The 21,955-nt window shown below is 67.6% G+C and carries 20 protein-coding genes and 3 tRNA genes; 15 read left to right on the forward strand and 8 right to left on the reverse strand.

Translation table 11 applies throughout. The features are described 5' to 3' along the window. Positions 1 to 100: 100 nt before the first annotated feature. The 3 genes from tssC to tssA are packed head-to-tail and all read right to left on the reverse strand — an operon-like array spanning position 101 to position 3,236. Positions 101 to 1,603 carry a type VI secretion system contractile sheath large subunit gene (gene tssC / locus ACIPRI_RS08765; protein WP_446621033.1) on the reverse strand — a complete coding sequence of 501 codons (1,503 nt, stop codon included), beginning with the start codon at positions 1,601 to 1,603 and terminating at the stop codon, positions 101 to 103. A 50-nt stretch (positions 1,604 to 1,653) separates the two neighbouring features. Next, positions 1,654 to 2,172 (reverse strand): type VI secretion system contractile sheath small subunit, encoded by a 519-nt coding sequence (gene tssB, locus ACIPRI_RS08770; RefSeq protein WP_446621034.1) that lies wholly within the window; start codon positions 2,170 to 2,172, stop codon positions 1,654 to 1,656. A gap of 35 nt (positions 2,173 to 2,207) precedes the next feature. Beyond that, complete coding sequence (gene tssA, locus ACIPRI_RS08775) at positions 2,208 to 3,236, reverse strand: type VI secretion system protein TssA (RefSeq protein WP_446621035.1); 1,029 nt, start codon at positions 3,234 to 3,236, stop codon at positions 2,208 to 2,210. Between the two features lie 71 nt (positions 3,237 to 3,307). On the opposite strand from tssA, the gene tssJ reads away from it, so the two are divergent. Next, positions 3,308 to 3,820 (forward strand): type VI secretion system lipoprotein TssJ, encoded by a 513-nt coding sequence (tssJ, locus tag ACIPRI_RS08780; protein WP_446621036.1) that lies wholly within the window; start codon positions 3,308 to 3,310, stop codon positions 3,818 to 3,820. A gap of 20 nt (positions 3,821 to 3,840) precedes the next feature. Here tssJ and ACIPRI_RS08785 read toward each other — a convergent pair whose 3' ends face one another. Then, positions 3,841 to 4,911, reverse strand: coding sequence for a type VI secretion system protein (locus ACIPRI_RS08785; RefSeq protein ID WP_446621037.1), 1,071 nt, complete (start codon positions 4,909 to 4,911; stop codon positions 3,841 to 3,843). Beyond that, positions 4,908 to 6,230 carry a DotU family type IV/VI secretion system protein gene (locus ACIPRI_RS08790; RefSeq protein WP_446621038.1) on the reverse strand — a complete coding sequence of 441 codons (1,323 nt, stop codon included), beginning with the start codon at positions 6,228 to 6,230 and terminating at the stop codon, positions 4,908 to 4,910. Before ACIPRI_RS08790 ends, ACIPRI_RS08785 begins: the two co-directional genes overlap by 4 nt. 255 nt (positions 6,231 to 6,485) lie before the next feature. Between ACIPRI_RS08790 and ACIPRI_RS08795 the strand changes: the two genes are divergently transcribed. Beyond that, on the forward strand, positions 6,486 to 7,187 hold the full coding sequence (locus ACIPRI_RS08795; protein ID WP_446621039.1) for a response regulator: 702 nt from the start codon (positions 6,486 to 6,488) through the stop codon (positions 7,185 to 7,187). A 126-nt stretch (positions 7,188 to 7,313) separates the two neighbouring features. Further along, positions 7,314 to 9,818 carry a DUF6351 family protein gene (locus ACIPRI_RS08800; protein ID WP_446621040.1) on the forward strand — a complete coding sequence of 835 codons (2,505 nt, stop codon included), beginning with the start codon at positions 7,314 to 7,316 and terminating at the stop codon, positions 9,816 to 9,818. A 103-nt stretch (positions 9,819 to 9,921) separates the two neighbouring features. Here ACIPRI_RS08800 and ACIPRI_RS08805 read toward each other — a convergent pair whose 3' ends face one another. Both ACIPRI_RS08805 and ACIPRI_RS08810 read right to left on the reverse strand, forming a co-directional pair. Continuing rightward, positions 9,922 to 10,539, reverse strand: a complete 618-nt coding sequence (locus ACIPRI_RS08805; RefSeq protein WP_446621041.1) for a hypothetical protein — start codon at positions 10,537 to 10,539, stop codon at positions 9,922 to 9,924. A gap of 71 nt (positions 10,540 to 10,610) precedes the next feature. Then, complete coding sequence (locus ACIPRI_RS08810; protein ID WP_446621042.1) at positions 10,611 to 13,217, reverse strand: autotransporter; 2,607 nt, start codon at positions 13,215 to 13,217, stop codon at positions 10,611 to 10,613. 95 nt (positions 13,218 to 13,312) lie between these two features. On the opposite strand from ACIPRI_RS08810, the gene ACIPRI_RS08815 reads away from it, so the two are divergent. After that, the gene (locus ACIPRI_RS08815) at positions 13,313 to 13,996 is read left to right on the forward strand and encodes a phosphoglycolate phosphatase (RefSeq protein WP_446621043.1); all 684 of its coding nucleotides are present in this window, start codon (positions 13,313 to 13,315) and stop codon (positions 13,994 to 13,996) included. Here the strand turns inward: ACIPRI_RS08815 and ACIPRI_RS08820 are convergent. Beyond that, positions 13,993 to 14,583, reverse strand: coding sequence for a chalcone isomerase family protein (locus ACIPRI_RS08820; protein ID WP_446621044.1), 591 nt, complete (start codon positions 14,581 to 14,583; stop codon positions 13,993 to 13,995). The two genes, ACIPRI_RS08815 and ACIPRI_RS08820, sit on opposite strands and share 4 nt — an antisense overlap. A gap of 292 nt (positions 14,584 to 14,875) precedes the next feature. On the opposite strand from ACIPRI_RS08820, the gene trpE reads away from it, so the two are divergent. From trpE to ACIPRI_RS08875, 11 genes are all read left to right on the forward strand, one after another. After that, entirely contained in the window at positions 14,876 to 16,378 is a 1,503-nt protein-coding gene (gene trpE, locus ACIPRI_RS08825; protein ID WP_446621045.1) for an anthranilate synthase component I, read from the forward strand. Next, on the forward strand, positions 16,375 to 16,965 hold the full coding sequence (locus ACIPRI_RS08830) for an anthranilate synthase component II (protein ID WP_446621046.1): 591 nt from the start codon (positions 16,375 to 16,377) through the stop codon (positions 16,963 to 16,965). The genes trpE and ACIPRI_RS08830 overlap by 4 nt, the downstream gene beginning before the upstream one ends. Position 16,966: 1 nt before the next feature. Continuing rightward, on the forward strand, positions 16,967 to 18,019 hold the full coding sequence (gene ltaE / locus ACIPRI_RS08835) for a low-specificity L-threonine aldolase (protein ID WP_446621047.1): 1,053 nt from the start codon (positions 16,967 to 16,969) through the stop codon (positions 18,017 to 18,019). A 19-nt stretch (positions 18,020 to 18,038) separates the two neighbouring features. Further along, positions 18,039 to 18,701: a LysE family translocator gene (locus tag ACIPRI_RS08840; protein ID WP_446621048.1), complete on the forward strand. Its 663-nt coding sequence runs from the start codon at positions 18,039 to 18,041 to the stop codon at positions 18,699 to 18,701. A 27-nt stretch (positions 18,702 to 18,728) separates the two neighbouring features. Then, positions 18,729 to 19,772 (forward strand): anthranilate phosphoribosyltransferase, encoded by a 1,044-nt coding sequence (trpD, locus tag ACIPRI_RS08845; protein ID WP_446621049.1) that lies wholly within the window; start codon positions 18,729 to 18,731, stop codon positions 19,770 to 19,772. A gap of 3 nt (positions 19,773 to 19,775) precedes the next feature. Next, positions 19,776 to 20,576: an indole-3-glycerol phosphate synthase TrpC gene (trpC, locus tag ACIPRI_RS08850; protein WP_446621050.1), complete on the forward strand. Its 801-nt coding sequence runs from the start codon at positions 19,776 to 19,778 to the stop codon at positions 20,574 to 20,576. Then, on the forward strand, positions 20,573 to 21,289 hold the full coding sequence (locus ACIPRI_RS08855; protein WP_446621051.1) for a uracil-DNA glycosylase: 717 nt from the start codon (positions 20,573 to 20,575) through the stop codon (positions 21,287 to 21,289). The genes trpC and ACIPRI_RS08855 overlap by 4 nt, the downstream gene beginning before the upstream one ends. A gap of 185 nt (positions 21,290 to 21,474) precedes the next feature. After that, a tRNA-Tyr gene (locus tag ACIPRI_RS08860) sits at positions 21,475 to 21,560 on the forward strand. Between the two features lie 65 nt (positions 21,561 to 21,625). Beyond that, a tRNA-Gly gene (locus ACIPRI_RS08865) sits at positions 21,626 to 21,699 on the forward strand. 30 nt (positions 21,700 to 21,729) lie between these two features. After that, positions 21,730 to 21,804, forward strand: a tRNA-Thr gene (locus ACIPRI_RS08870). 67 nt (positions 21,805 to 21,871) lie between these two features. Continuing rightward, positions 21,872 to 21,955 (forward strand): GTP-binding protein (locus ACIPRI_RS08875; RefSeq protein WP_446621078.1); only part of this gene is annotated, 84 nt, incomplete at its 3' end.

Raw genomic sequence — 21,955 nt, forward strand, 5'->3', positions numbered from 1 at the left:
CTGGCCTGCTGCGGATCTGGCGCGCGTGGCCCGGGAGCTATCTGGAGAACGATTCGCGGGCGCCGAATACAAAGACATCGGCGCCAAAAGGCAGGGCTGCCTACTTGCCGCCCTTGGCGGACGGCAGCTTGGACACCAGCCGCAGCGACACGGTCAGGCCTTCGAGCTGATAGTGCGGACGCAGGAAGAACTTGGAGGAGTAGTAACCGGGGTTGCCCTCGACTTCTTCCACCACCACCTCGGCGGCGGCCAGCGGGCGCCGCGCCTTGGTCTCTTCCGAGGAATTGGCGGGGTCGCCATCCACGTAATTCATGATCCACTTGTTGAGCCAGCGCTCCATGTCGGCGCGCTCCTTGAAGCTACCCACCTTGTCGCGCACGATGCACTTCAGGTAGTGGGCGAAGCGGTTGCAGGCGAAGAGGTAAGGCAGGCGTGCCGCCAGGTTGGCGTTGGCCGTGGCGTCGGGGTCGTCGTACTCGGCCGGCTTGTTGAGCGACTGGGCGCCGATGAAGGCGGCGAAGTCCGAGTTCTTGCGGTGAATCAGCGATAGCAGGCCGGCCTTCGACAGCTCGGCCTCGCGCCGGTCGCTGATGGCGATCTCGGTCGGGCACTTCTGGTCGACCCCGCCGTCATCCGACGGGAAGGTGTGCAGCGGCAAGTTCTCCACCGCGCCGCCCGACTCGATGCCGCGGATGCGCGAGCCCCAGCCGTACAGCTTGTACGAGCGGTTGATGTTGGTGGCCATCGCGTAGGCGGCGTTGGCCCAGGCGTACTTGCTGTGGTCGGCGCCGGCCGTGTCTTCCTCGAAATCGAAGTCCTCGATCGGGTTGGTCTTGGCGCCGTAGGGCGTGCGCGCCAGAAAGCGCGGCATGCACAGGCCGATGTACTTGGAGTCGTCCGATTCGCGCAAGCTGCGCCAGCCGGCATATTCGGGCGTGGAGAAGATCTTGGTCAGGTCGCGCGGGTTGGCCAGCTCCTGCCAGCTTTCCATCTGCATCAGGTTCGGGCTGGCGCCGGTGATGAAGGGCGCGTGCGCCGAGGCGGCGATCTTGGCCATCTCGCCCAAGAGCTCCACGTCGGGCGGGCTCTGGTCGAAGTGGTAGTCGCCGACGATGGCGCCGAAGGGCTCGCCGCCGAACTGGCCGTATTCCTGCTCGTAGACCTTCTTGAACAACGGGCTCTGGTCCCAGGCCGTGCCCTTGAACTTGCGCAGGGTCTTGTGCAGGTCCTTCTTCGAGATGTCCATCACCCGGATCTTCAGGTTCTCGTCCGTCTCGGTGTTGTTCACCATGTAGTGCAGGCCGCGCCAGGCGCTCTCGAGCTTCTGGTAGTCCTCGTTGTGGATGATGAGGTTGACCTGCTCGGTGAGCTTGGCGTCGATCGCGGCGATCATGGCCTGGATCGACTGCGTCACGTCCTTGCCGATCACCTTGGTGTTGGCCAGCGCCTGCTGCGCCAGCGTCTGCACTGCAGCTTCGACGGCGCTTTTGGCCTCGTCGCTGCGTGGCTTGAATTCCTTTTGCAGAAGCGACGAGAAGTCGCTGCCTTCGTACGCAACTTCTTTCAGTGCGCTTTCCTGCTGGGTCGCGGCGTCGGTTGCCATGGTGCGTTCTCCTGGTGTTCGGGTAGGGTGGCGTCAGGCCTCTTGCGCCGTCAGGCGGCGGGCGGCGCCTCTTCGGGCTTGGCGCTGGCGGCCAGGGTCTTGAGCAGGTCGGGGTTGTCCAGCACCTTGGCCAGCAACTCTTCGGCGCCGCCCTTGCCGTCCATGTAGGTCACCAGGTTCGACAGCTGGGTGCGCGCTTCCAGCAACTTGTTGAGCGAGTCGACCTTGCGCGCCACCGCGGCGGGCGAGAAGTCGTCCATGTTCTCGAAGGTCAGGTCCACCTTCAGGTCGCCCTCGCCGGTGAGCGTGTTCTTCACCTGGAAGGCGGCGTGCGGCTTCATGGCTTTCATGCGCGAGTCGAAGTTGTCGACGTCGAACTCGAGGAACTTGCGGTCCGCCACCGGCTGCACCTTGTCGGGGTCGGCCGGCTTGCCCGACAGGTCGGCCAGCACGCCCATGACGAAGGGCAGCTGCACCTTCTTCTCGGCGCCGTAAAGCTCGACGTCGTATTCGATCTGGACGCGGGGCGCCCGGTTGCGGGCGATGAATTTCTGACTGCTGGCGGCCATGGAAGTGCTCCTTGCGGGTGAAATGGGTGTGGGGGCTACTCGGTGCTCTGCTTGCCGGTCACGACCTCGATGGTGTCCAGCGCGCTGGGGGCCAGGTCGGCCATGATTTCGAGAAAGCTCACGCCGATCAGCTTCTTGGCGCGTGTGATCAAGAGCGGCGCCGGGTTGCCCGGCTCGGTCTGCTCCAGGTAGCGGATCACGCGGTCCAGCGCTTGCAGCGCGTCCTGCCGGCTGCGGATCTCGCCGCGCGGCGCCGCCGACGCTCCGGGCGTACCGCTGCCATCGGCAGCGCCGGCTTCGCCTTCGGCGCTCTCGGCTGCCTCGGCGCCGCCCAGGTGGCCACAGGCCTTGGCCAGCATGGATGCCATGGCGCGCAGCGGCGCCAGGTCGACCGCGTCGCTGCGGCCGGTGTGGTCCGACAGCAGGGTCTGCAGGCGCGTCACCTGCGCGGCCAGCCCGGTCAGGGTCTGGATGGTCTGCGGCGCCTCGGCCTGGATCGATTCGAGCGCGCCGTCGATCTGCGCCAGCGTGTAGCTGGCCTCGCTGCCCACGGCGGCCAGGGTGCCGTGGGCGATCGCGATGTCGCGCACCCGCACCGGACCGACGCCGCGGGCCACGCCGACCTGTGCGTCAAGAAGATCGCGCAGCACCGTGGATTCGTCGGCCAGCGGCGCCAACGCATTGAGGCGCATGGTCGGGTCGTTGTCGTCCTCGGCATCCAGCTTTGGATGTAGACCGTCCCAGTAACGCTCGAGCAATCCGGTGAGAAGCGCGAGGCCCAGGCTGAAGCCTTCGATGCCCTGCATGCGGGTGCTGGCGCGCAAGAGCAGCACAGCGGCGCGCGCGTCCTTGGAGCGGCCGAGCAGGGCTTGCGCCTGCTGCGACACCTGGCGCCAATCGGGATCGACCGCGGGGATGACGGTGTCGCCGAACTGCTGCTCGGGCTTGCCTTGCGAAGCCGACTCGAGCGCGGTGAAAGCAGGGTCGTACTCGAGATTGTCCCCCGTAGGCGATGCCTCGCTGATGGGCGCCTGCAGGGCGTCGACGAGTTCGGGTGTGAGCATGTTGTCGCTTTGCGTTCGCCAGGGATAATCAAAGATGCACCCAGCACGGTCAATGCAACGAAGGCAATAGCATGCAAGACACCGGAACAAGCCATTCGCCCTATGGACGCATCGTCCCCCACCCGGTGCGCAGAGCCGCGCTGATGCTCGGAGTGGCGCTGCTGGCCGCGTCCTGCGGCGCGCCGCCGCCCAAGCCGGTGGTGACGCCGGTGTCGCTGAACCTCTCGGCCAGCGCCGATGCCAACCCCGATGCGCGCGGCCGACCTTCGCCGCTCACGGTGCGTGTCTATGTGCTGAAGGCGCCCGGGCCGTTCGAAGGCGCCGACTTCTTCTCGTTGTTCGACAAGGACCAGGCCACCCTGGGCGCCGAACTGGTCAAGCGCGAAGAACTGCTGCTGCGTCCCGGCGAAAGCAAGAAGCTCGAGTTCACCCTGGAGCCCGATGCGAAGAACATCGCCGTGCTGGCCGCCTACCGCGATCTGGAGCGCGCGCGCTGGCGCGACGTGAAGGCGCTCGAAGTGGGCAAGCCCAACAATTTCAACGTGAACCTGGCGGCGCGCCAGGTTCGCATCGAGGCCAAGTGAGGCCAGGGCCTGTTCAGGCCCTAGCGCGCACGTCGAAACGCGCGCTCCAGCGGCAGAAAGCGGGAGAACAGGTCGGCCACGAAGGCCGGCGCCTGAATGTCCGTTGAAGCCGCAGGCGCGGCAACGAAATAGAGTCCACGTCCGCGCAGCCGGTAGGGCGCAGGTGCCGCGTTCGGTGCGAACAGCCGCTTGAGAAAGGCGGAGAGCCCGGCCTGCAGCGCCAGCCACTGCACGAAGAACTCATGCACCGCCAGCCGTCCTGGGGCATCCACCTGCTCGCGCAGCAGCGCCATGCGCAAGGCGCGCAGCCGGTCGGACAGGTCGTTGAGCATGTCGTCGATGACGACCAGCGTGCCCACCGGCACCCGGAAGCCCACCGCCTGCGCCAGCACTTCTTCCGGCAGCGCCGCGCGCACCGCGGCGTAGCCCGGCAAGCGATCCAGGCCGGTGATCAGCACCTGCGTGGGCAAGCGCAGCCGCAGGTGCTGCGAGGCCTCGTCGGCACGCCGGCGCAGCCGCGCGGCCAATTCGCCGGCAGCTTGCGGACCGGTCAGCAGGCTTTGCGCATCCACGCACAGTGCGATGCCGTCCAGCGGCAGGGCGCCGCGCCGGTCGGCCAGAACCAGCAGTGCCTGGTACCAGTTCGCCAGCAGTTGGCGCGCGTGCGGCGCGGACTCGTCTTCCAGTTCGGGCAGGCGTGCGTCGGTCTCGATCGCCACCAGGCCGGGCATGAGCCACCAGCGCCAGAAACTGGCGGCCGCATCGCCATGCGGCGCGGCGCTCGAAGCGTCGGCGGCGCGCAGCAGTTCGGGCACAGCGGCGGCGCGGCTGCCGAGGAACAGCACCCAGGGCCGCGCGTGCAGGGCCTGCGGCCGCACATGCGCGGCGCCCGGCTGCAGCGCCTGGCGCGCCTGCACGAAAGCTTGTTCCAGCGCTGGCGTATCGCTGCCGCCAACCCGGGCCAGCGCTTGTCGCAGGCTGCGCTGGCGCGCCCACCGCCGCGCGCCACGGGCGAGCCACCACAGGAGCGCCAGGGACAGCATGCTGGCCAATGCCACTTGCCACACCAGGTTGAGCTGCGCCTGCGTCATCGCTCCGCGGTCTCCAGAAAGAGAAGGTCGGCCACCAGCCGTTCGGCGCCTCGATTGGCGGCCAGCATCTCGCGCAGCCGCAGCAGATAGGCCGAAGCCAGTTCGAAGGGCGGCCGGTCGGCCGTCTCGGAAAAGGGTGCGGGGGAAGCGATGGCGGCAATCAGCACCGTGCCGAAGGGCGGGCTGACCAGCCAGCTGGCCGGAATGTCGCGCCCCAGCTCGATCTGCGCGTCGGCGGGCAGTCGCAGCTGGCTGCGTCCGGCCTGGAAGTGAAGCACCGACCCATCGGCTGTGTAGTAGTCGACCCAGACGTTGGCGTCGAAGCTGGCTTGGGTCAGCCGCAGCACCACGGCATCGCCTTCGCGCAGGCGCCCCTCGACGGCGCTGGGCGCACGCAAGCGCAGGCCGTAGCCCTTGTCGCGGTTGCGCGCCTGGTAGGGCTTGAGGATGGCGTAGACCTCGCAGTGCGGCCAGATGCGCAGGCCCAGCTGGAACTGCGGGGAGCGCACGCCGGGAGTGGATGCGACGTCGCGCCGCACCGACTCCATGTCCTCGCGCCTGGAGACGAAGCCTTGCACGCGCACGCTGCCGTCGGCTTCGACCCGGGCCGCCAGGTCGGCGCAGGCGTAGCGCTGCAGCTGGTCGTTCACGCGCTGGGCCAGGGCGGGTGGCGCTTCGCGCGGGCCGGCCAGGCTCAGCCACACGAGCACCAGCACCGGCAGCAACAAGGCCAGCAGCGCGCCGCCCGACAGCACGGCGCGTTCGCGTGCCAAGGGGTTGCCGGGCATGGGCGGATCGGCCACCGCATAGGGCTGCGGCGTGATGTGTTCGCGCGCCAGTTCGGGCAAGTCGAGCGGTGCCATGGCGAGCTGGCGGCCATGCAGATCCTTGAGCTTGCCCAGCTCGCCCTGGTCGCCGGCCTCGAAGTAGTACTGGCCGGCAAAGCCCAGCGCCAATGCATGCCAATAGACCTCGCGCAGCTCGTCCTGTGCCGGCGACAGGGCCGACAGGTGGTGGAAGAACTCGGTGTGCGCGTTGCGCGAGTTGAACAGCTGCTGCTGCAGTGGCTCGTACGCTTCGCTGATGCTGCCGGTGCCGGCCTTGCTGCTGCGCGCCAGCATCTCGTCGAGCCAGGCCACCATCGCGAACACTGCCGACTCGATGGCGGCGCCCGGATAGCCGGCGGCCTCGGCCTGGGCGCGGGCCTCGTCCAGCAGGCGCAGCGCCTGCTGTCGTCGCGGCAAGGCGTCGCCGGGCTGGGTCTCGAGCGCAAGCCCGAAGGAGATCAGGGTGGAGAAGCAGTCGATCAGGCGAGGCATGTGGGCTCGCCGCTAGGCCGCAAGTGAGCGGTGATGGCTTTGGCTTTGCGCCGGCGACATTGGCAGACGCTCATGATCCCCACCGCGTTGATGTGGCAGCCATTGTTGGCTGGCGCGCAACGCCGACACCATATCGCGTGGGAGCTATGTCGTTCGACGGGCCGCTTGCCTTGCTGCGCGCGGCATTCGCCGCTATCGTTAGTCGCCCCCAGCATGGGGGTAACCGTGAAGCTATTGGGACGCCGAGGGAACATCATGAAAATTCTGATCGCCGACGACCATCGGCTCGTCACCGAGGCGGTCAAGACCAAGCTGTCGGAAATCGGTGAGGGCATCGAGTTCTGCATCGCGATGAGCGTGGACGAGTTGCTGCGCACCGTGTCCGACGACGTGGATCTCGCCGTGGTCGACCTCAACATGCCGGGCGCCGACGGCTATTCGCACATCGACGAATTGCGCCGGCGCCACCCCAGCGTGCCGGTGATCGTGCTGTCGGGCTACGAAGACCCGGCACTGATGCGCGGCGCGCTCGAGCGCGGCGCACTGGGCTTCATTCCCAAGGCCTATTCGCCCGAGGTCATGCTGTCAGCGGTGCGCCTGGTGCTGGCCGGCGGCGTCTATGTGCCGCCCATGATGCTGTCGGCGCTGCCGCCCGGCGTCGTGGCGGGTTCTGCCGAGCCGTCGATGGCCGGCACGGCCCGCTCCGCGGCGGGCAACAGCGCCACGCTGGAAACCCTGCGCAACGTGCTGACCGAGCGCCAGGTCGAGGTGCTGCAGCTCTTGTCGCAAGGCAAGCCCAACAAGCTGATCGGACGCAGCCTGGGCATCAGCGAGGGCACTGTGAAGATTCACCTGGCAGCCATCTTTCGCGCGCTCAATGTGCGCAACCGCACCGAGGCAGTGGTGGCCGCCCAGACCCTGACCGAGACGTCTGCCTCCGCATCAGCGCACAGCTGACGCGGGCTTCGCCCCGCGCAACCCGCGTGTCGCAAGCGTGACACCGGCCCCGTGAATACCCGCGATAGACCGCGGCCGCACGCGTCCCTAAACTTCGCCTCCCTTGCGCGTTTCGAGGAGACAAGCATGCGTGATCGGCGATCCATCGGCCTTCGCCCGGGTGCGACTCTTGCGGCCCCAGCGGTTCTTGTTCTGGCTGCCTTGCTCGCGTCATGCGGCGGCAGCAGCGATGGTGCAGGCGCCGTCGTGGCCGGCAAGCCCAGCGGCGACAAGGACAACAACAAGAAGGTGCTGCAGATCCGCACCTTGTCGAACCGGGCCGACCTCGTCAGCGACGGTGACGCCCTGGTCGAGATCGAGCTGCATGCCGATGCCAACGCGGTCCATGCGGGCCTCAAGGTGGACGTGGACGGGCGCGACGTCAGCGCGGCCTTTGCACTGCGCGCCGACGGCCGCATCGTGGGTCTGGTCGAGGGGTTGGCGCCGGGGGCCAACGTGATCTCGACCGCCACGCCCTCGGCGGCGCCGGCACAGCTGACCATCACCAACCATGTGCGCGGCGGCCCGGTGTTCACCGGCGCACAGCCGCTGCCATTCGTCTGCGCCACGCCGACACCGCAAGGTGCGACGGCGACCTTGCCGGCCACCAACGGCAGCGGCCTTGCGACCGTCGCGACGGATGCGCAGTGCAACATCGCCACCGAATACAAGCTCTACTACAAGAGCACGGCGGCCGGCTGCACCCTGGGCCTGCCGGACCCGATCAACAACCCCGCCTACACCAACCCGGCGCCGCCGGCCACGGTGCCGCCGCCGGCCAACCCCTGCTTCAAGCCCTACACGCCGGGCAGCGAGCCGGCCGACATGGCCAGCACCACCACCGACCACGGCAAGACGGTGCCCTACATCGTGCGGCTGGAGCGCGGCACGCTCAACCGCGGCATCTACGACATCGCGGTGCTGTTCGATCCGAACGCGGACTGGGCGCCGACAGCGCCGCAGGCGCAGTGGAACGGCAAGGTGCTGTACAGCTTTGGCGCCAGCACCGGCCAGCCGCGCCGGCAGGCGCGCCCGGCCACCACCTGGACGGACGACCGCGCGCTTTCGCGCGGCTACATGGTGGCGGTCAACAGCATGAGCGACTCGCTGAAGAACTCGAACCGCGTGCTGATGACCGAGACGGTGATGATGATGAAGGAGCACATCATCGATCGCTACGGCCCGGTCCTGTTCACCATGGGCAGCGGCTGCTCGGGCGGCTCGATCGCCTCGAACATGGTGTCGACCATCGGGCCGGGGCTGCTGGATGGCATCACCACCTCCTGCACCTACCCCGACTCCGAGACCGTGACCATGGAAGTGTCCGATTGCGTGCTGCTGGTGGAGGCCTACCAGAAGCCGCAATGGCTGGCGCTGCAAAGCGGGGCCAGCCTGGCAGAGGTGAATGCCAAGAAGGCCGCCATCAACGGCCACCTCGACCCGTCGGCCTGCCATGGCTGGTACAACTCCTTCGGCAGCAATGCCAAGCCGGGCAACTACTTCCAGCGTGTAGTGCCGCCGGCGGCGAATGCGACCGGCACCATCGTCACGCTGCCGACCTCGACCAACAATTGCGAACTGCCGGCCTCGCAGGTCTATGACCCGGTGAGCAATCCGAACGGGCCGCGCTGCAATGCGTGGTCGTGGGCCGAGTCGATCTGGGGCAAGGTGCCCGCCACGCCCTTCGCGCGCGACACGCGCGACAACGTGGGCGTGCAGTACGGCTTGAAGGCACTGCTGGCCGGCAGCATCAGCGCCGAGGAGTTCGTGACGCTCAACGAGATCATCGGCGGCACAGACCTCGACACCAACCTGACGGCCGCGCGCAGCGTGGCCGACCCGACGGCGCTGGCCACCGCCTATCGCGCCGGCATCGTGCTCAGCGGCAAGCAGCTGGCGCGCATGCCGATCATCGATATGCGCGGCTGGGACGATTCGGTCATCGACCTGCCGCCGGGTCTTGCGCTGCTGGGCATTCCGCCTGCCAACCTGCAGGGCGTGGCGCTGTTCGGCATCCACCACCAGTGGCGCAGCTTCTCGATTCGCGACCGCCTCGACCGCGACGGCGGTGGCCACGGCAACCAGGCGCTATGGCGCTTCGGCCGCAGCGGCTTCGTGCCGTCGGCCGCCATGTCGCAGGACGCCTTCCTGCTGATGGACCAGTGGCTTGCCGGCCTGAAGGCCGACGCTTCGGAGAGCACGCTGGAGCAGAAGGTGCTGGCCACCCGCCCGGCCGCCACCGCCGACCATTGCCTGCTGAGCGCCGACGCCACCCAGTCGGTGAAGGTGACGGATGCGCAGGTCTGCGATGCCGACAAGTACCTCAAGCCGCTGTTCTCGCCGCGCCAGGTGGCCGGCTCTGCGCGCGCCGAAGACATCCTGAAGTGCCAGCTGCAGCCTCTGGACGCCAACGACTATGGCGGCGCGCTGAGCCCGGCGCAGCTGTCGCGTCTGGCAGCGGTATTCCCCGGCGGCGTGTGCGACTGGAGCAAGCCGGGCGTGGGCCAGCAGGCCTCGCTGGCGCCGCTGGATTTCTCGGCCGGGCCCGGCGGGCAGCCCTTCGGCGCGGCGCCGGTATCGCAGCTCAAGTAGGCTAGCGGCCGCGACCGCCGAAACAGCAAGGCCTGCCGCCGCCCCGAGGGGCGAGGGCAGGCCTTGCTGCGATGGGTGTATCGCTGGCGCGGCGGCTTACGGCTTACTTTTGCGCCACCGGCTGCACGCGCACGGCCACCGATTCGGTGACCTTGGCGGCAACCTGGTCGCCCACCTTGACGTCCTTCATCACCTGCGGATCGTTCACGCGAACGTCGACCACCTTGCCCTCGGGGCCCTTGAGCGTGACGATCTTCTTCTTGGCGTTGACCGCCTCGACGTTGGCCACCACGGTGGTCGTCTTGATGGCGGCGGCGCCCGGCTTGGCGCCAGGCGCTGCCTGCACCGTGCCTTGCGACTCGACCTTCTCGCGGATGCCGTCGCCGCCCTTCACCAGCGCCAGCGCGATGCCCACGCGGTAGGTCAGGCGCACGCGGTCGCCCACCTTGACCTGATCGAGGTTCTTGACCTGGTCATGCACCAGCATCTCGGAAATATTGCCCTTGGGGCCCTTGATGGTGACGACGCGGTTCGCCATGTCCACCGCGGTGATCTCGCCCACGACCGAGACCACGGTTCCGGCGCCCTTGACGTCGGCGAGTTCGACCGTCTTGCGCGCCGGCTCGGTCTGCGCATGGGCCGTGGCGAAAGCGCCGGCGCCCAGCGCCAGCACGGCGGACAACGAGATCAAGGAACGCTTGAGAGAAAACACATTCTTCATGCTCGAACTCCAGGGAGTGGTTGTTGTGGCGCCGGCATCGTAGCAGCCGGCGCCTTGATGGGATGTATCCGTTAGCGGCGACCGCGAAAACCGCCGCCGTGGAAGCCGCCACCGCCGAAGCCGCCGCCGCCAAATCGCGCGCCGCCGCCGCCGCCAAAGTCATGGTTCATCTGGAAGTCGGAGCGCTGCAGCTGCTCGCTGCGGTGGAAGCCGTCGGCGCGCGCCTGGCGGGCCTGATCGAGCTGCTGCTGCACCTCGGGCCGATTGGCGGCGCCTGCAGCCGCACCCGCGCCTGCGCCGCCGTTGACCGGCTGCCAGCCGCCGTCGCTGTGCTGCTGCCAGCCTTCGCCGGTGTTGCGGTAGACATTGCCGTCACGCCCGGCGTAGACGTCATCGCCCACGCGGGCCACCGAGCCGCGATCGCCCGACTTGCCGCCAAAGGTGGTGCCTTGGCCGGTGGCCGGGTTGTAGACAAAGCCGCGGCTGCCGCTGGTGCTTTGGCCGGTGTACGCGTTGCCGGCGGTGCCATGCGCGCCGCCCGCCACCACGCCGCCCGGACCGCGCACCACGCCGCGCGAACCCGCGGCGTAGTTGCCGGTGTAGACGTTGCTCACCACGCCGCGTTGGCCGGCCGCGACGGCGCCAGTGCGCGAGTTGTAGGCGATGCCGGTGCGGCCGGCCCAGCCGTTTCCGCTCCAGGCGTCGAAGCCGCCGGAGACGCGCGAGACGCTGGCCACGTCGCCCCAGCGCCGGTAGATCGGGCCGGAGAAACCGGCCCAGCCGCCCGGGCCCCAGGCCGCCGCGCCGCCGCGCGGGCCGTAGGCCACGCCGCCCCACCAGCCGCCCCAGCCGTAGCCCCAGGGGCCCCAGTAGGGGTAAGGGCCCCAACCCCAGCCCCAGGCCGAGGTCGCGGCACCCCAGGCCCAGCCGAAGCAAAAGCCGTAGGACCAGCCGAGCCAGGGGGTGTACGTGACGGCCGCGCCGTAGCCATAGGTCATCGGCACGCCATACCAGGTGGTGCCGATCCAGGGGTCGTACACATAGCCGGTGCCGTACACCACCACGCCGCTGGTCGGGTCGACGTACTCGCCCTGGTAGCCGCCGGAATAGCCCACGTACACGTAGTCGGTGGAGATGCCGAAGATGCGCACGTAGGTCACATAGTGCAGCGGCGAGCTGGGCGGGATCGCGTAGATCGAGGCCGGCACGGCGGTGGCCACCACCCAGGGGCCCTCGACGCCGGGCGCGGTGAACCAGACGCCGTTGTCGAGCGCGAAGTAGCTCTGCTCGCCGACCTGGATCAGCGGCGTCGGCGTGTTGGGCGCGTAGTTCAGGCTGGTGCCCGCGATGGGCGTCCAGCGCGGTGCGCTGCCATCGAAGCGCAGCTGCGGCAGCCGCGCCTGCGACATGCGCACGGCCGCGGTCTGCGGCACGTTGCTGGCAATGGCCGCCTCGCGCGCCTGCGGCGTGCCGGCGATCGAGGCCTTGACGTTTTCCTTCTCGCTGTCGTCCGGAATCCTGGCGAAGTCCGCCGGCAGCGCATTGGCCGCCACGAAGCGCCACGGCCCCGCTTCATTGGGTGCGCGGAACCAGCGGCCGGAGATCAGCAGGTAGATCTGCTGGTCGTTGTTGTCGCGGAAGATGTTGCCGGTGGTGTTCTTCACGTACAGCAGCTGGGTGCCGGCGATCGGCGCCCAGAGCCAGTCGCCGTCGCTCACCACCAGTTCGGTTGGCTGCGTCGCCACAAAAATGCGCGGCGGCGTGCCGCTCTTGAGCGACGGCGGCGTCTGGCGCGTGTCGCCCGCTTTCTCGCTGGTGGCGGCGGTGGCGCCCGACAGCAGGTCGGCGGCGCGGTTCTTCTGCGCTTCGGTGCGAAGCTTCTTCAGGTCGGCGCTCTCGCCCGGCAGCACGGTCCAGGCGTTGCTCTCCAGCGAGTCGGCCGTCATCCAGCCGTCGAACACGTGCAGGTAGTGGCGCCCGGCCGCATCGCGCAGCAGCAGCACGCGGGTGTTGAACACGCGCTCAAGGGCCGTGCCTTCGGCGCGTACATAGCGCGGCGCGCCGTCGATGGTGACCAGGATGGCCGGCTGGCGCGAGAAGACCAGCGCTGGGGCATCGTTCTTCAGCGGCAGCTTGGCGGCGCGCTCGGCCACCTGCACACCCTGCACCTGCGCTTCCAGCCGATCCAGGCTGATGACGCGCTGCTTGCCGGCTGCGTCTTTTTGTAGCGCCGTGACCCAGGCCTGGGCCTCCTGGCCGGCGCTCGGGAATTCGGCGCGGCTGATGGTGTATTGGTCCAGCGTGACGCGGCGCGTGCCCTTGTCGACCAGCGTGCGCGCGTCGATCTCGACGGTGCCGTAGGTGGCGCGCGATTCCTTGCTGCCGTTGTTGTTGGCGGCATCGCTGCCGGCGCCCTCGCGCATCACCACGGCCGCGCGCGCCTGAAGCTTGAAGCCGTCCCAGCTGTCGATTTGTGGCGGGTAGACCTGCAGCACGTCCTTGGCGTTGAGGCGCACGGTGTAGGGCCAGGGGCTTTCGCTGCCAGCCTGGGTGGCGGAAGGTTTGGGGGCCGGTGCGGCATGGGGTGCCAGCGGCGTCCAGCTCGCGGCGGCAGCGCAGGCGAGGGCCACGAGCGCCTTGCACCAGGACTTGCCGCGGCTCATTTGCGAAATTCGCATCTGCTTTTCTCCGATCAGAAGTTTCGGGTCGTCGGGCGGCATCCTACTGAAAGCAAATTCTTCGGACCATTTGCCGTGGGTGAGAATCCGGGGACATGCAGATCCAACTCGACACGCTCGATGCCGCCATCGTCGACCTCGACGGCACCATGGTGCACACGCTGGGCGACTTTGCCGTGGCGCTGAACTTCATGCTCGATGAATTGAGCATGGCGCGCATTGCGCCGGCGGCGATCGAGTCGATGGTGGGCAAAGGTTCCGAGCACCTGATCCGCTCGGTGCTGCGTCATGTGCGGGGCAACCAGGAGGCCGACGAAGCCTTGGCCAATGCGGCCTGGCAAAGCTACTCGCGGCACTACCTGCGAATCAACGGCCAGCATTCGAGCGTCTATCCGGGCGTCATCGAAGGCCTGCGCGCGCTGCGCGCAGGCGGCCTGCGGCTGGCTTGCCTCACCAACAAGCCGGGCGAGTTCGCCAAGCCGCTGCTGGCGGCCAAGGGGCTGGACGGCTACTTCGACTTTGTCTTTGGCGGCGATGCCTTCGCGCGCAAGAAGCCCGACCCGCTGCCGCTGGTCAAGACCTGCGAGGCCCTGGGCACGCGCCCCGAGCGCACGCTGATGGTGGGCGATTCAAGCAACGACGCGCAGGCCGCTCGCGCGGCGCGCTGCCCGGTGGTGCTGGTGAGCTATGGCTACAACCACGGCGAATCGGTGCACGGCGTCGATGCCGACGGCGTGTGCGATTCGCTGGCGGAACTGGCCGGGCGGCTGTTTCCCTAGGCTGCGGCAACGCCCAGGAGGGCGTCCTTCAGCTTGTAGTCAGCCGGCGAGGGGCCCAGCCAGATGCGTATCAGCGCATTGAAGAAGGCCTGCTCCTTGACCGGATCGCCCTGCGGCACGCCCTTCACGCTGATGACCGTGCCCTTGCCCGGCACCCAGTCGATGGTGAAGGTGTCACCGGCCCGCAGGTTCTTCTGGTCCGAGAACACCTGGCTCATGCGCAGCAGGCCCGGAATGAGCTGGACCATCTCGCTCTTGGGCGAGTTGTCTTCCACGCCGCGGGTGAAGAGCTTGCCCAGTTCGTTGGCGTCGATGTCGCGCAGCATGGTGATCGACATGCGCTTGGCGCCCGAAGCGGCCAGCACTTCATCGGTGGTTGCGCACTTCTTGCCCAGATAGAGGCTGGCGGTGTAGACCTTGAACACCGCCTTGAAACGAATGCCGGCGCCATTGAGCTGCAGCTTGCTGCCGTTCAGATCCAGCGTGTCGTCGATCTTGACGCCCGCCATGTCGACGGGCGCGGCGACGGCGTTCCAGAGGGCGACGGCCAAGGCACCCAAAGCAATCCAGCGCGATAGACGCGTCATCTTTTTGTCTCCATGAATTCAAACGAGCTGAGGCTCAATGTATCAATTTGTACGCGTTGCGGCACTCGTATAAACTCTGCCTTCCATGTTCATTCATCACGTCATCCAGACAGGTCAAGGCCGGGGAGCCTGGCCCTGGCGTACGCCAAAGTCGCTGCCTGTTTGACCTGCGCGGCATCGTTGCCGCGCGCCCGTGGCCCTGTCGTTCTGCTCAAGACACCGGCCAACCTCTCGTGAATGACCCGCCCCTCGGCCACATTGGCGTCGAGCGGCCCATGGAGACCCCATCCCCGTGATCACCGAACTGGAATTCAAGAGCCTCAGCGCGCAGGGCTACAACCGCATCCCGCTGATGGCCGAGGCCTTTGCCGACCTCGAAACACCGCTGTCCCTTTACCTCAAGCTGGCCAACTCGCAGGACGGCGGCAAGTACAGCTTCCTGCTGGAGTCGGTGGTGGGCGGCGAGCGCTTCGGCCGCTACAGCTTCATTGGCCTGCCGGCCCGCACCCTGCTGCGCGCCAGCGGCTTCGGCGACGATGCGCTCACCGAAGTCGTGACCGATGGCAAGGTGGTGGAAAGCGCAAAGGGCAACCCGCTCGATTTCGTCGCCGCCTACCAGCAGCGCTTCAAGGTGGCGCTGCGCCCCGGCCTGCCGCGCTTTTGCGGCGGCCTGGCCGGCTACTTCGGCTACGACACGGTGCGCTACATCGAGAAGAAGCTCGAAAAGACCTGTCCGCCCGACGCGCTGGGCTGCCCCGACATCCTGCTCTTGCAGTGCGAGGAACTGGCCGTCATCGACAACCTGTCGGGCAAGCTCTACCTGATCGTCTATGCGGACCCGGCCCAGCCCGAGGCCTATGCCAAGGCCAAGCGCCGGCTGCGCTCCCTGCGCGAGCAGCTCAAGTACTCGGTGAGTGCGCCGACGGTGAAGCCCTCGCAGGCGCATCCGGCGCAGCGCAGCTTTGCCAAGGCCGACTACCTGGCCGCGGTGGAGCGCGCCAAGGAGCTGATCGCCGCCGGCGACTTCATGCAGGTGCAGGTGGGCCAGCGCATCAGCAAGCGCTACACCGAGTCGCCGCTGTCGCTGTACCGCGCGTTGCGATCGCTCAACCCCTCGCCCTACATGTACTACTACAACCTGGGCGATTTCCATGTGGTGGGCGCCTCGCCCGAGATCCTGGTGCGCCAGGAGCACACCGGCGAGGGCGAGCAGCAGATCACCATCCGGCCGCTGGCCGGCACCCGGCCGCGCGGTGCCTCGCCCGAACTGGACAAGGCGGCCGAGCACGAACTGGTGAACGACCCGAAGGAGCGCGCCGAACACGTGATGCTGATCGACCTGGCGCGCAACGACATCGGCCGCATCGCCAAGACCGGCACCGTGAAGGTGACCGAGGCCTTCGCGGTGGAGCGCTACAGCCACGTGATGCACATCGTGAGCAACGTCGAGGGCACCCTGAAGGACGGCATGACCGCGATCGACGTGCTCAAGGCCACCTTCCCGGCCGGCACCCTGACCGGCGCACCCAAAGTGCATGCCATGGAGCTGATCGACCAGCTGGAGCCCACCAAGCGCGGCCTCTACGGCGGCGCCTGCGGCTACATCAGCTATGCCGGCGACATGGACGTGGCCATTGCCATTCGCACCGGCATCGTGAAGGACCAGGTGCTGCACGTGCAGGCGGCGGCCGGCGTGGTGGCCGACTCGGTGCCCGAGCTGGAATGGAAGGAAACCGAGGCCAAGGCGCGGGCGCTGCTGCGAGCGGCCGAGCTGGTGGAGGAGGGCCTGGAATGAACAAGCTTTTGATGATCGACAACTATGACTCGTTCACCTACAACATCGTCCAGTATCTGGGCGAGTTGGGGGCGGATGTCGAGGTGTTTCGCAACGACGAGATCACCGTCGAGGGCATCGCCGAGCGCATTGCCAGTGGCGTGACCCGGCTGATGGTTTCACCCGGACCTTGCTCGCCGGCCGAGGCGGGCGTCTCGGTGGCGGCAATCGAGGCCTTTGCCGGGAAGTTGCCGATCCTGGGCGTGTGCCTGGGCCACCAGTCCATCGGCGCGGCCTTTGGCGGCAAGATCATTCGCGCGCAGCAACTGATGCACGGCAAGACCAGCGAGATCACGACCACCCGCGAAGGCGTGTTCGCCGGCCTGCCGGAGCGCTTCACCGTCAACCGCTACCACTCGCTGGCCATCGACCGCGCCAGTTGCCCGAAGGACCTGGCCATCACGGCCTGGACCGACGACGGCGAGATCATGGGCGTGCGCCACACCGCATTCGCGCACGAGGTGCGCATCGAGGGCGTGCAGTTCCATCCCGAATCCATCCTCACCGAGCATGGCCACGCCATGTTCAAGAACTTCCTGGAGAACTGACATGGCCAGCCCCCACGCGGTCGATTTGCGCAGCGACACGGTGACGCAACCCACGGCCGCGATGCGGGTCGCCATGATGGCGGCGCCGTTGGGCGACGACGTGTTCGGCACCGATCCCAGCGTCAACGCGCTGCAGGAAAAGATTGCGGCCCTGCTGGGCTTCGAGGCAGCGCTGTTCGTGCCGACGGGCACGCAGAGCAACCTGTGCGCCATCCTCTCGCACTGCCAGCGCGGCGACGAATACATCGTCGGCCAGCAGGCCCATTGCTACCGATGGGAAGGCGGCGGCGCCGCGGTGCTGGGCAGCGTGCAGCCGCAGCCGCTGGAGCACCAGGCCGATGGCAGCTTTGCCTTGGCTGACATCGAAGGCGCGATCAAGCCGGACGACGCGCACTTCGCGCGCACCCGCGTGCTGGCGCTGGAAAACACGCTGGGCGGCAAGCTGCTGCCTTTTGAATTTGTGCAGGCGGCCACGCAGCTGGCCAAGGACAAGGGCCTGCAGCGCCACCTGGACGGCGCGCGCCTGTTCAACGCGGCCGTCGCGCAGTCCGGGAAGACCGGCGCCGCCGTGCGCGACGAGGCGCGGCGCATCGCCCAATGCTTCGACAGCGTCTCGGTGTGCTTCAGCAAGGGCCTGGGCGCGCCGATCGGCTCGGCCCTGTGCGGCTCGCGCGAGCTTCTTGCGCGGGCGCACCGCATCCGCAAGATGGCCGGCGGCGGCATGCGCCAGGCCGGGCTGCTGGCGGCCGCGGCCTCGCATGCGCTCGATCACCATGTCGAGCGGCTGGCCGATGACCACGCGCTGGCACGCCGCTTGGCGCAAGGGCTGGAAGGTATCGACGGCTTGGCGGTGGAGCCGCCGCACAGCAATATCGTGTTCGTCGACATGAGCGCCGCAGCCAGGCCGCGCATGGCCGAGCTGCTGGCGCACTTGAAGGAACAGAACATCCTCGCCACGGGCCTGTATCGGCTGCGCTTCGTGACCCACCTGGACGTGGACGCGGCCGGGGTGGATCGCGCCATCGGGGCGATCCGCCAGTTCTTTCGCGCCTGATCAATAGAGGAGCGAAGCCATGCCCGACACGCCCGCGCTGTTGACCTTCATCGCCGCCGGTTTCCTGCTCAATCTGACGCCGGGGCCGGACGTCTTCTACATCGTCAGCCATGCGCTGCGCAGCGGCGCACGCGCCGGCATGGTGGCCGCGCTGGGCATCACGGCGGGCTGCTGCGTGCACATCGTGGCGGCGGCGGTCGGCGTGAGCGCCCTGGTGGCGGCCTCGGCCACGGCCTTCACGGTGCTCAAGTGGGTGGGCGCGGCCTACCTGGTCTACGTGGGCGCCTCGATGCTGCTGTCGCGCTCGAAGGCGCCGGCCCTGCCCGATGTCGCCGCGTCGACGCCGCCGGTCGCGCTGTGGACGGTGTTTCGCCGAGGCTTTCTGACCAACACGCTCAATCCCAAGGTCGCGCTGTTCTTCCTCGCCTTCGTGCCTCAGTTCATCGCGCACGATGCGCCGCATCCGTCCCTGGCTTTCCTGGGTCTGGGCCTGCTTTTCAACTTCAACGCCCTGTGGGTCAATTTCGGCTGGGCCCATGCGGCGGCCTGGATGGCCCGCCGCGTCGGCTTCGTCTCGCGCGGCATGCGCTGGCTCGAGCGCGTGGCCGGCGCCATCTTCATCGCCTTCGGCATCCAGCTGGCCCTGGCGGACGCTCCGGCGCTGGCCCGGCCCCAGCACTGATATAGACAGACACTCGTGGAGGACCTCATGCCCATCACCCCTCAGGAAGCACTGCAGCGCACCATCGAGCACCGCGAGGTGTTCCATGACGAGATGCTGCACATCGTGCGCCTCATCATGAGCGGCGAATGCTCGCCCGTGATGATGGCGGCGCTCATCACCGGCCTGCGCGTCAAGAAGGAGACCATTGGCGAGATCACCGCCGCCGCGCAGGTGATGCGCGAGGTGGCGACCAAGGTGCCGGTGGCCGATACGACGAACCTGGTCGATATCGTCGGCACCGGCGGCGACGGCTCGCACACCTTCAACATCTCGACCTGCTCCATGTTCGTGGCCGCTGCTGCGGGCGCCAAGGTGAGCAAGCATGGCGGGCGCAGCGTCAGCAGCAAGTCGGGCAGTGCCGACGTGCTGGAGTCGCTGGGCGTCAACATCAACCTGCTGCCCGAGCAGATTTCCGCCAGCATCGAGCAGGTGGGCATCGGCTTCATGTTCGCGCCGAACCATCATCCGGCCATGAAGAACGTGGCGCCGGTGCGCAAGGAATTGGGCATCAAGACGATCTTCAACATCCTGGGGCCGCTCACCAACCCGGCCGGGGCGCCGAACATCCTGATGGGCGTGTTCCACCCGGACCTGGTGGGCATCCAGGTGCGCGCGCTGCAGCGCCTGGGCGCCGAGCATGCGCTGATCGTCTACGGCCGCGACGGCATGGACGAGATCTCGCTGGGCGCCGCCACCATGATCGGCGAACTGCGCAACGGCGAGATCCGGGAGTACGAACTGCACCCCGAAGATTTCGGCTTTGCCATGTCGAGCAATCGCTCGCTGCGCGTGGAAACGCCCGAGCAATCCAAGGCCATGCTGATGGCCGTGCTGGACGGCGAGATGGGACCGGCACGCGACATCGTGCTGCTCAACGCGGGCGCTGCGCTGTACGCGGCCAATGTGGTCGATTCGATCGCGGACGGCATCGACCGCGCGCGCGCCGCCATCGATGCGGGCACGGCCAAAGCCAAGCTGGCGCAGCTGGTTGCGTTCACCCATGCGGCCGCCGCGGCCAGGGAGGCTTGAAGCATGTCGGACATCCTGAACAAGATCGTGGCTGTCAAGCACGAGGAAGTGGCGGCAGCGAAGAAGCGCATCTCGCTCGAAGCCATCCGTTTCGACGCCGAGAGTCGCGTGCTGACGCGCGACTTCGAGGGCGCCCTGCGCATGAAGATCGCTGCCGGCCAGGCCGCGGTGATCGCCGAGGTGAAGAAGTCCAGCCCGAGCAAGGGCGTGCTGCGCGAGGACTTCATCCCGGCCGACATCGCGCAAAGCTATGCCGAGGGCGACGGCAAGGTGAGTGCGGCTTGCCTGTCGGTGCTGACGGACAAGCAGTTCTTCCAAGGCAGCGTGGACTACCTGAAGCAGGCGCGGGCTTCGTGCGACTTGCCGGTGCTGCGCAAGGACTTCATGGTCGACCCCTACCAGGTCTACGAGGCGCGGGCGATGGGCGCCGACGCGATCCTCCTCATCGCTGCCTGCCTGGACGACGCGCAGATGCGCGATTTCGAGGCCATGGCGCACGGCCTGGACATGGCGGTGCTGGTGGAGGTGCACGACGAGCCGGAGCTGGCGCGCGCCCTGAAGCTCAAGACGCCGCTGATCGGGGTGAACAACCGCAATCTGCGCACCTTCGAGGTTTCCGTCGACACCACCTTGTCGCTGCTGCCGCAGGTCCCGCCGGAGCGCCTGCTGGTCACGGAGTCGGGCATCGCCACGCGTGATGAGGTGGCCAGGCTGCGCGCCGCCGGCGTGCATGCCTTCCTGGTGGGCGAGGCCTTCATGCGCGCCGCGGAGCCGGGCGAGGCACTGGCCGATCTGTTTCGATGAGTGCGGCCGAAACTCAGCTCATCAGCGCCGATCCGGCGCGCTGGCCGGTGGCGCCGGGCTGGCGGCCGCTGGTCGACGAGTTCTTCGCCAGCAGTGTGGGGCAGCGCCTGCTGGCCTTCCTGCAGCAGCGCCTGGATGCGGGTGCGGTGATCTTTCCGCCGCAGCCCTTGCGCGCGCTGGAACTCACGCCGCCGGAATCGGTGCGCATCGTGATCCTGGGGCAGGACCCCTACCACGGCCGCGGCCAGGCCGAGGGACTGGCTTTCTCGGTGGCGCCGGGCGTTGCCCTGCCGCCTTCGCTGCGCAATATCTTCAAGGAGATCCAGCGTGACCTGGGCGTGCCGCCGCCGGCGTTCCCGAGTCCCGGCGGCAGCCTGGTGAAGTGGGCGACGCGTGGCGTACTGCTGCTCAATACCTGCCTGACTGTGGAGGAGGGCCAGCCGGCCAGCCATGCGGGGCGTGGCTGGGAAGTGCTGACCGACGCCGTGATCCGCCATGTGGCGCAGAGCGAGCAGCCGGTCATGTTCATGCTGTGGGGTTCTCACGCCCAGAGCAAGCGCAGCCTGATCGATGCTGCAAGGCACAAGATCCTGCTGGCCAACCACCCGTCGCCCTTGTCGGCCCTGCGGCCGCCGATCCCCTTCATCGGCTGCGGCCACTTCGGCCAGGCCCGGGCCTGGCGCAACGACAACCATGGCGCCGGCTCGGTATAGCACCCGGGTCAAATAAGTTTTCGTAACAGGGTAAACCCGAGCCTCGGTTGCGGTTATGCTCTCGCGGTCGAATTTTTTTGAGGCGCCTGGCGTCTCAAGCTTCAAGCACCGTGGGCGCAAGCACGCGAAAAGTGCTCGAGGTTGTCGACGTATACCTCGGACCATGCTATATTCCGAGGTTCGCCGGAGAGGTGGCCGAGTGGTTAATGGCAGCAGACTGTAAATCTGCCCTCTTACGAGTACGCTGGTTCGAATCCAGCCCTCTCCACCAGCGAAGAATTTGAGGATTTCGTGGGGCCTGTAGGAGGCAATGGGGCCTTTGTGTGGGCCGTGAGCGCGGGAGTAGTTCAATGGTAGAACCCCAGCCTTCCAAGCTGATGACGCGGGTTCGATTCCCGTCTCCCGCTCCATCGAGGTCCTGGTAGTAGAAAGAGATTTTTGCCCTTTTGGCTCAGTGGTAGAGCACTCCCTTGGTAAGGGAGAGGTCGCGGGTCCGATTCCCGCAAAGGGCACCAATTTTTCGGGGCGAGGTCTGGCGTCCCGAGCGTTTGCGGAAATCGCAGTTTTTTTCGGAGTCGAAAAATGGCAAAAGGTAAGTTCGAGCGCAAGAAGCCGCACGTGAACGTCGGCACGATCGGTCACGTCGACCATGGCAAGACCACGCTG

Source organism: Variovorax sp. LARHSF232, from assembly GCF_052871435.1.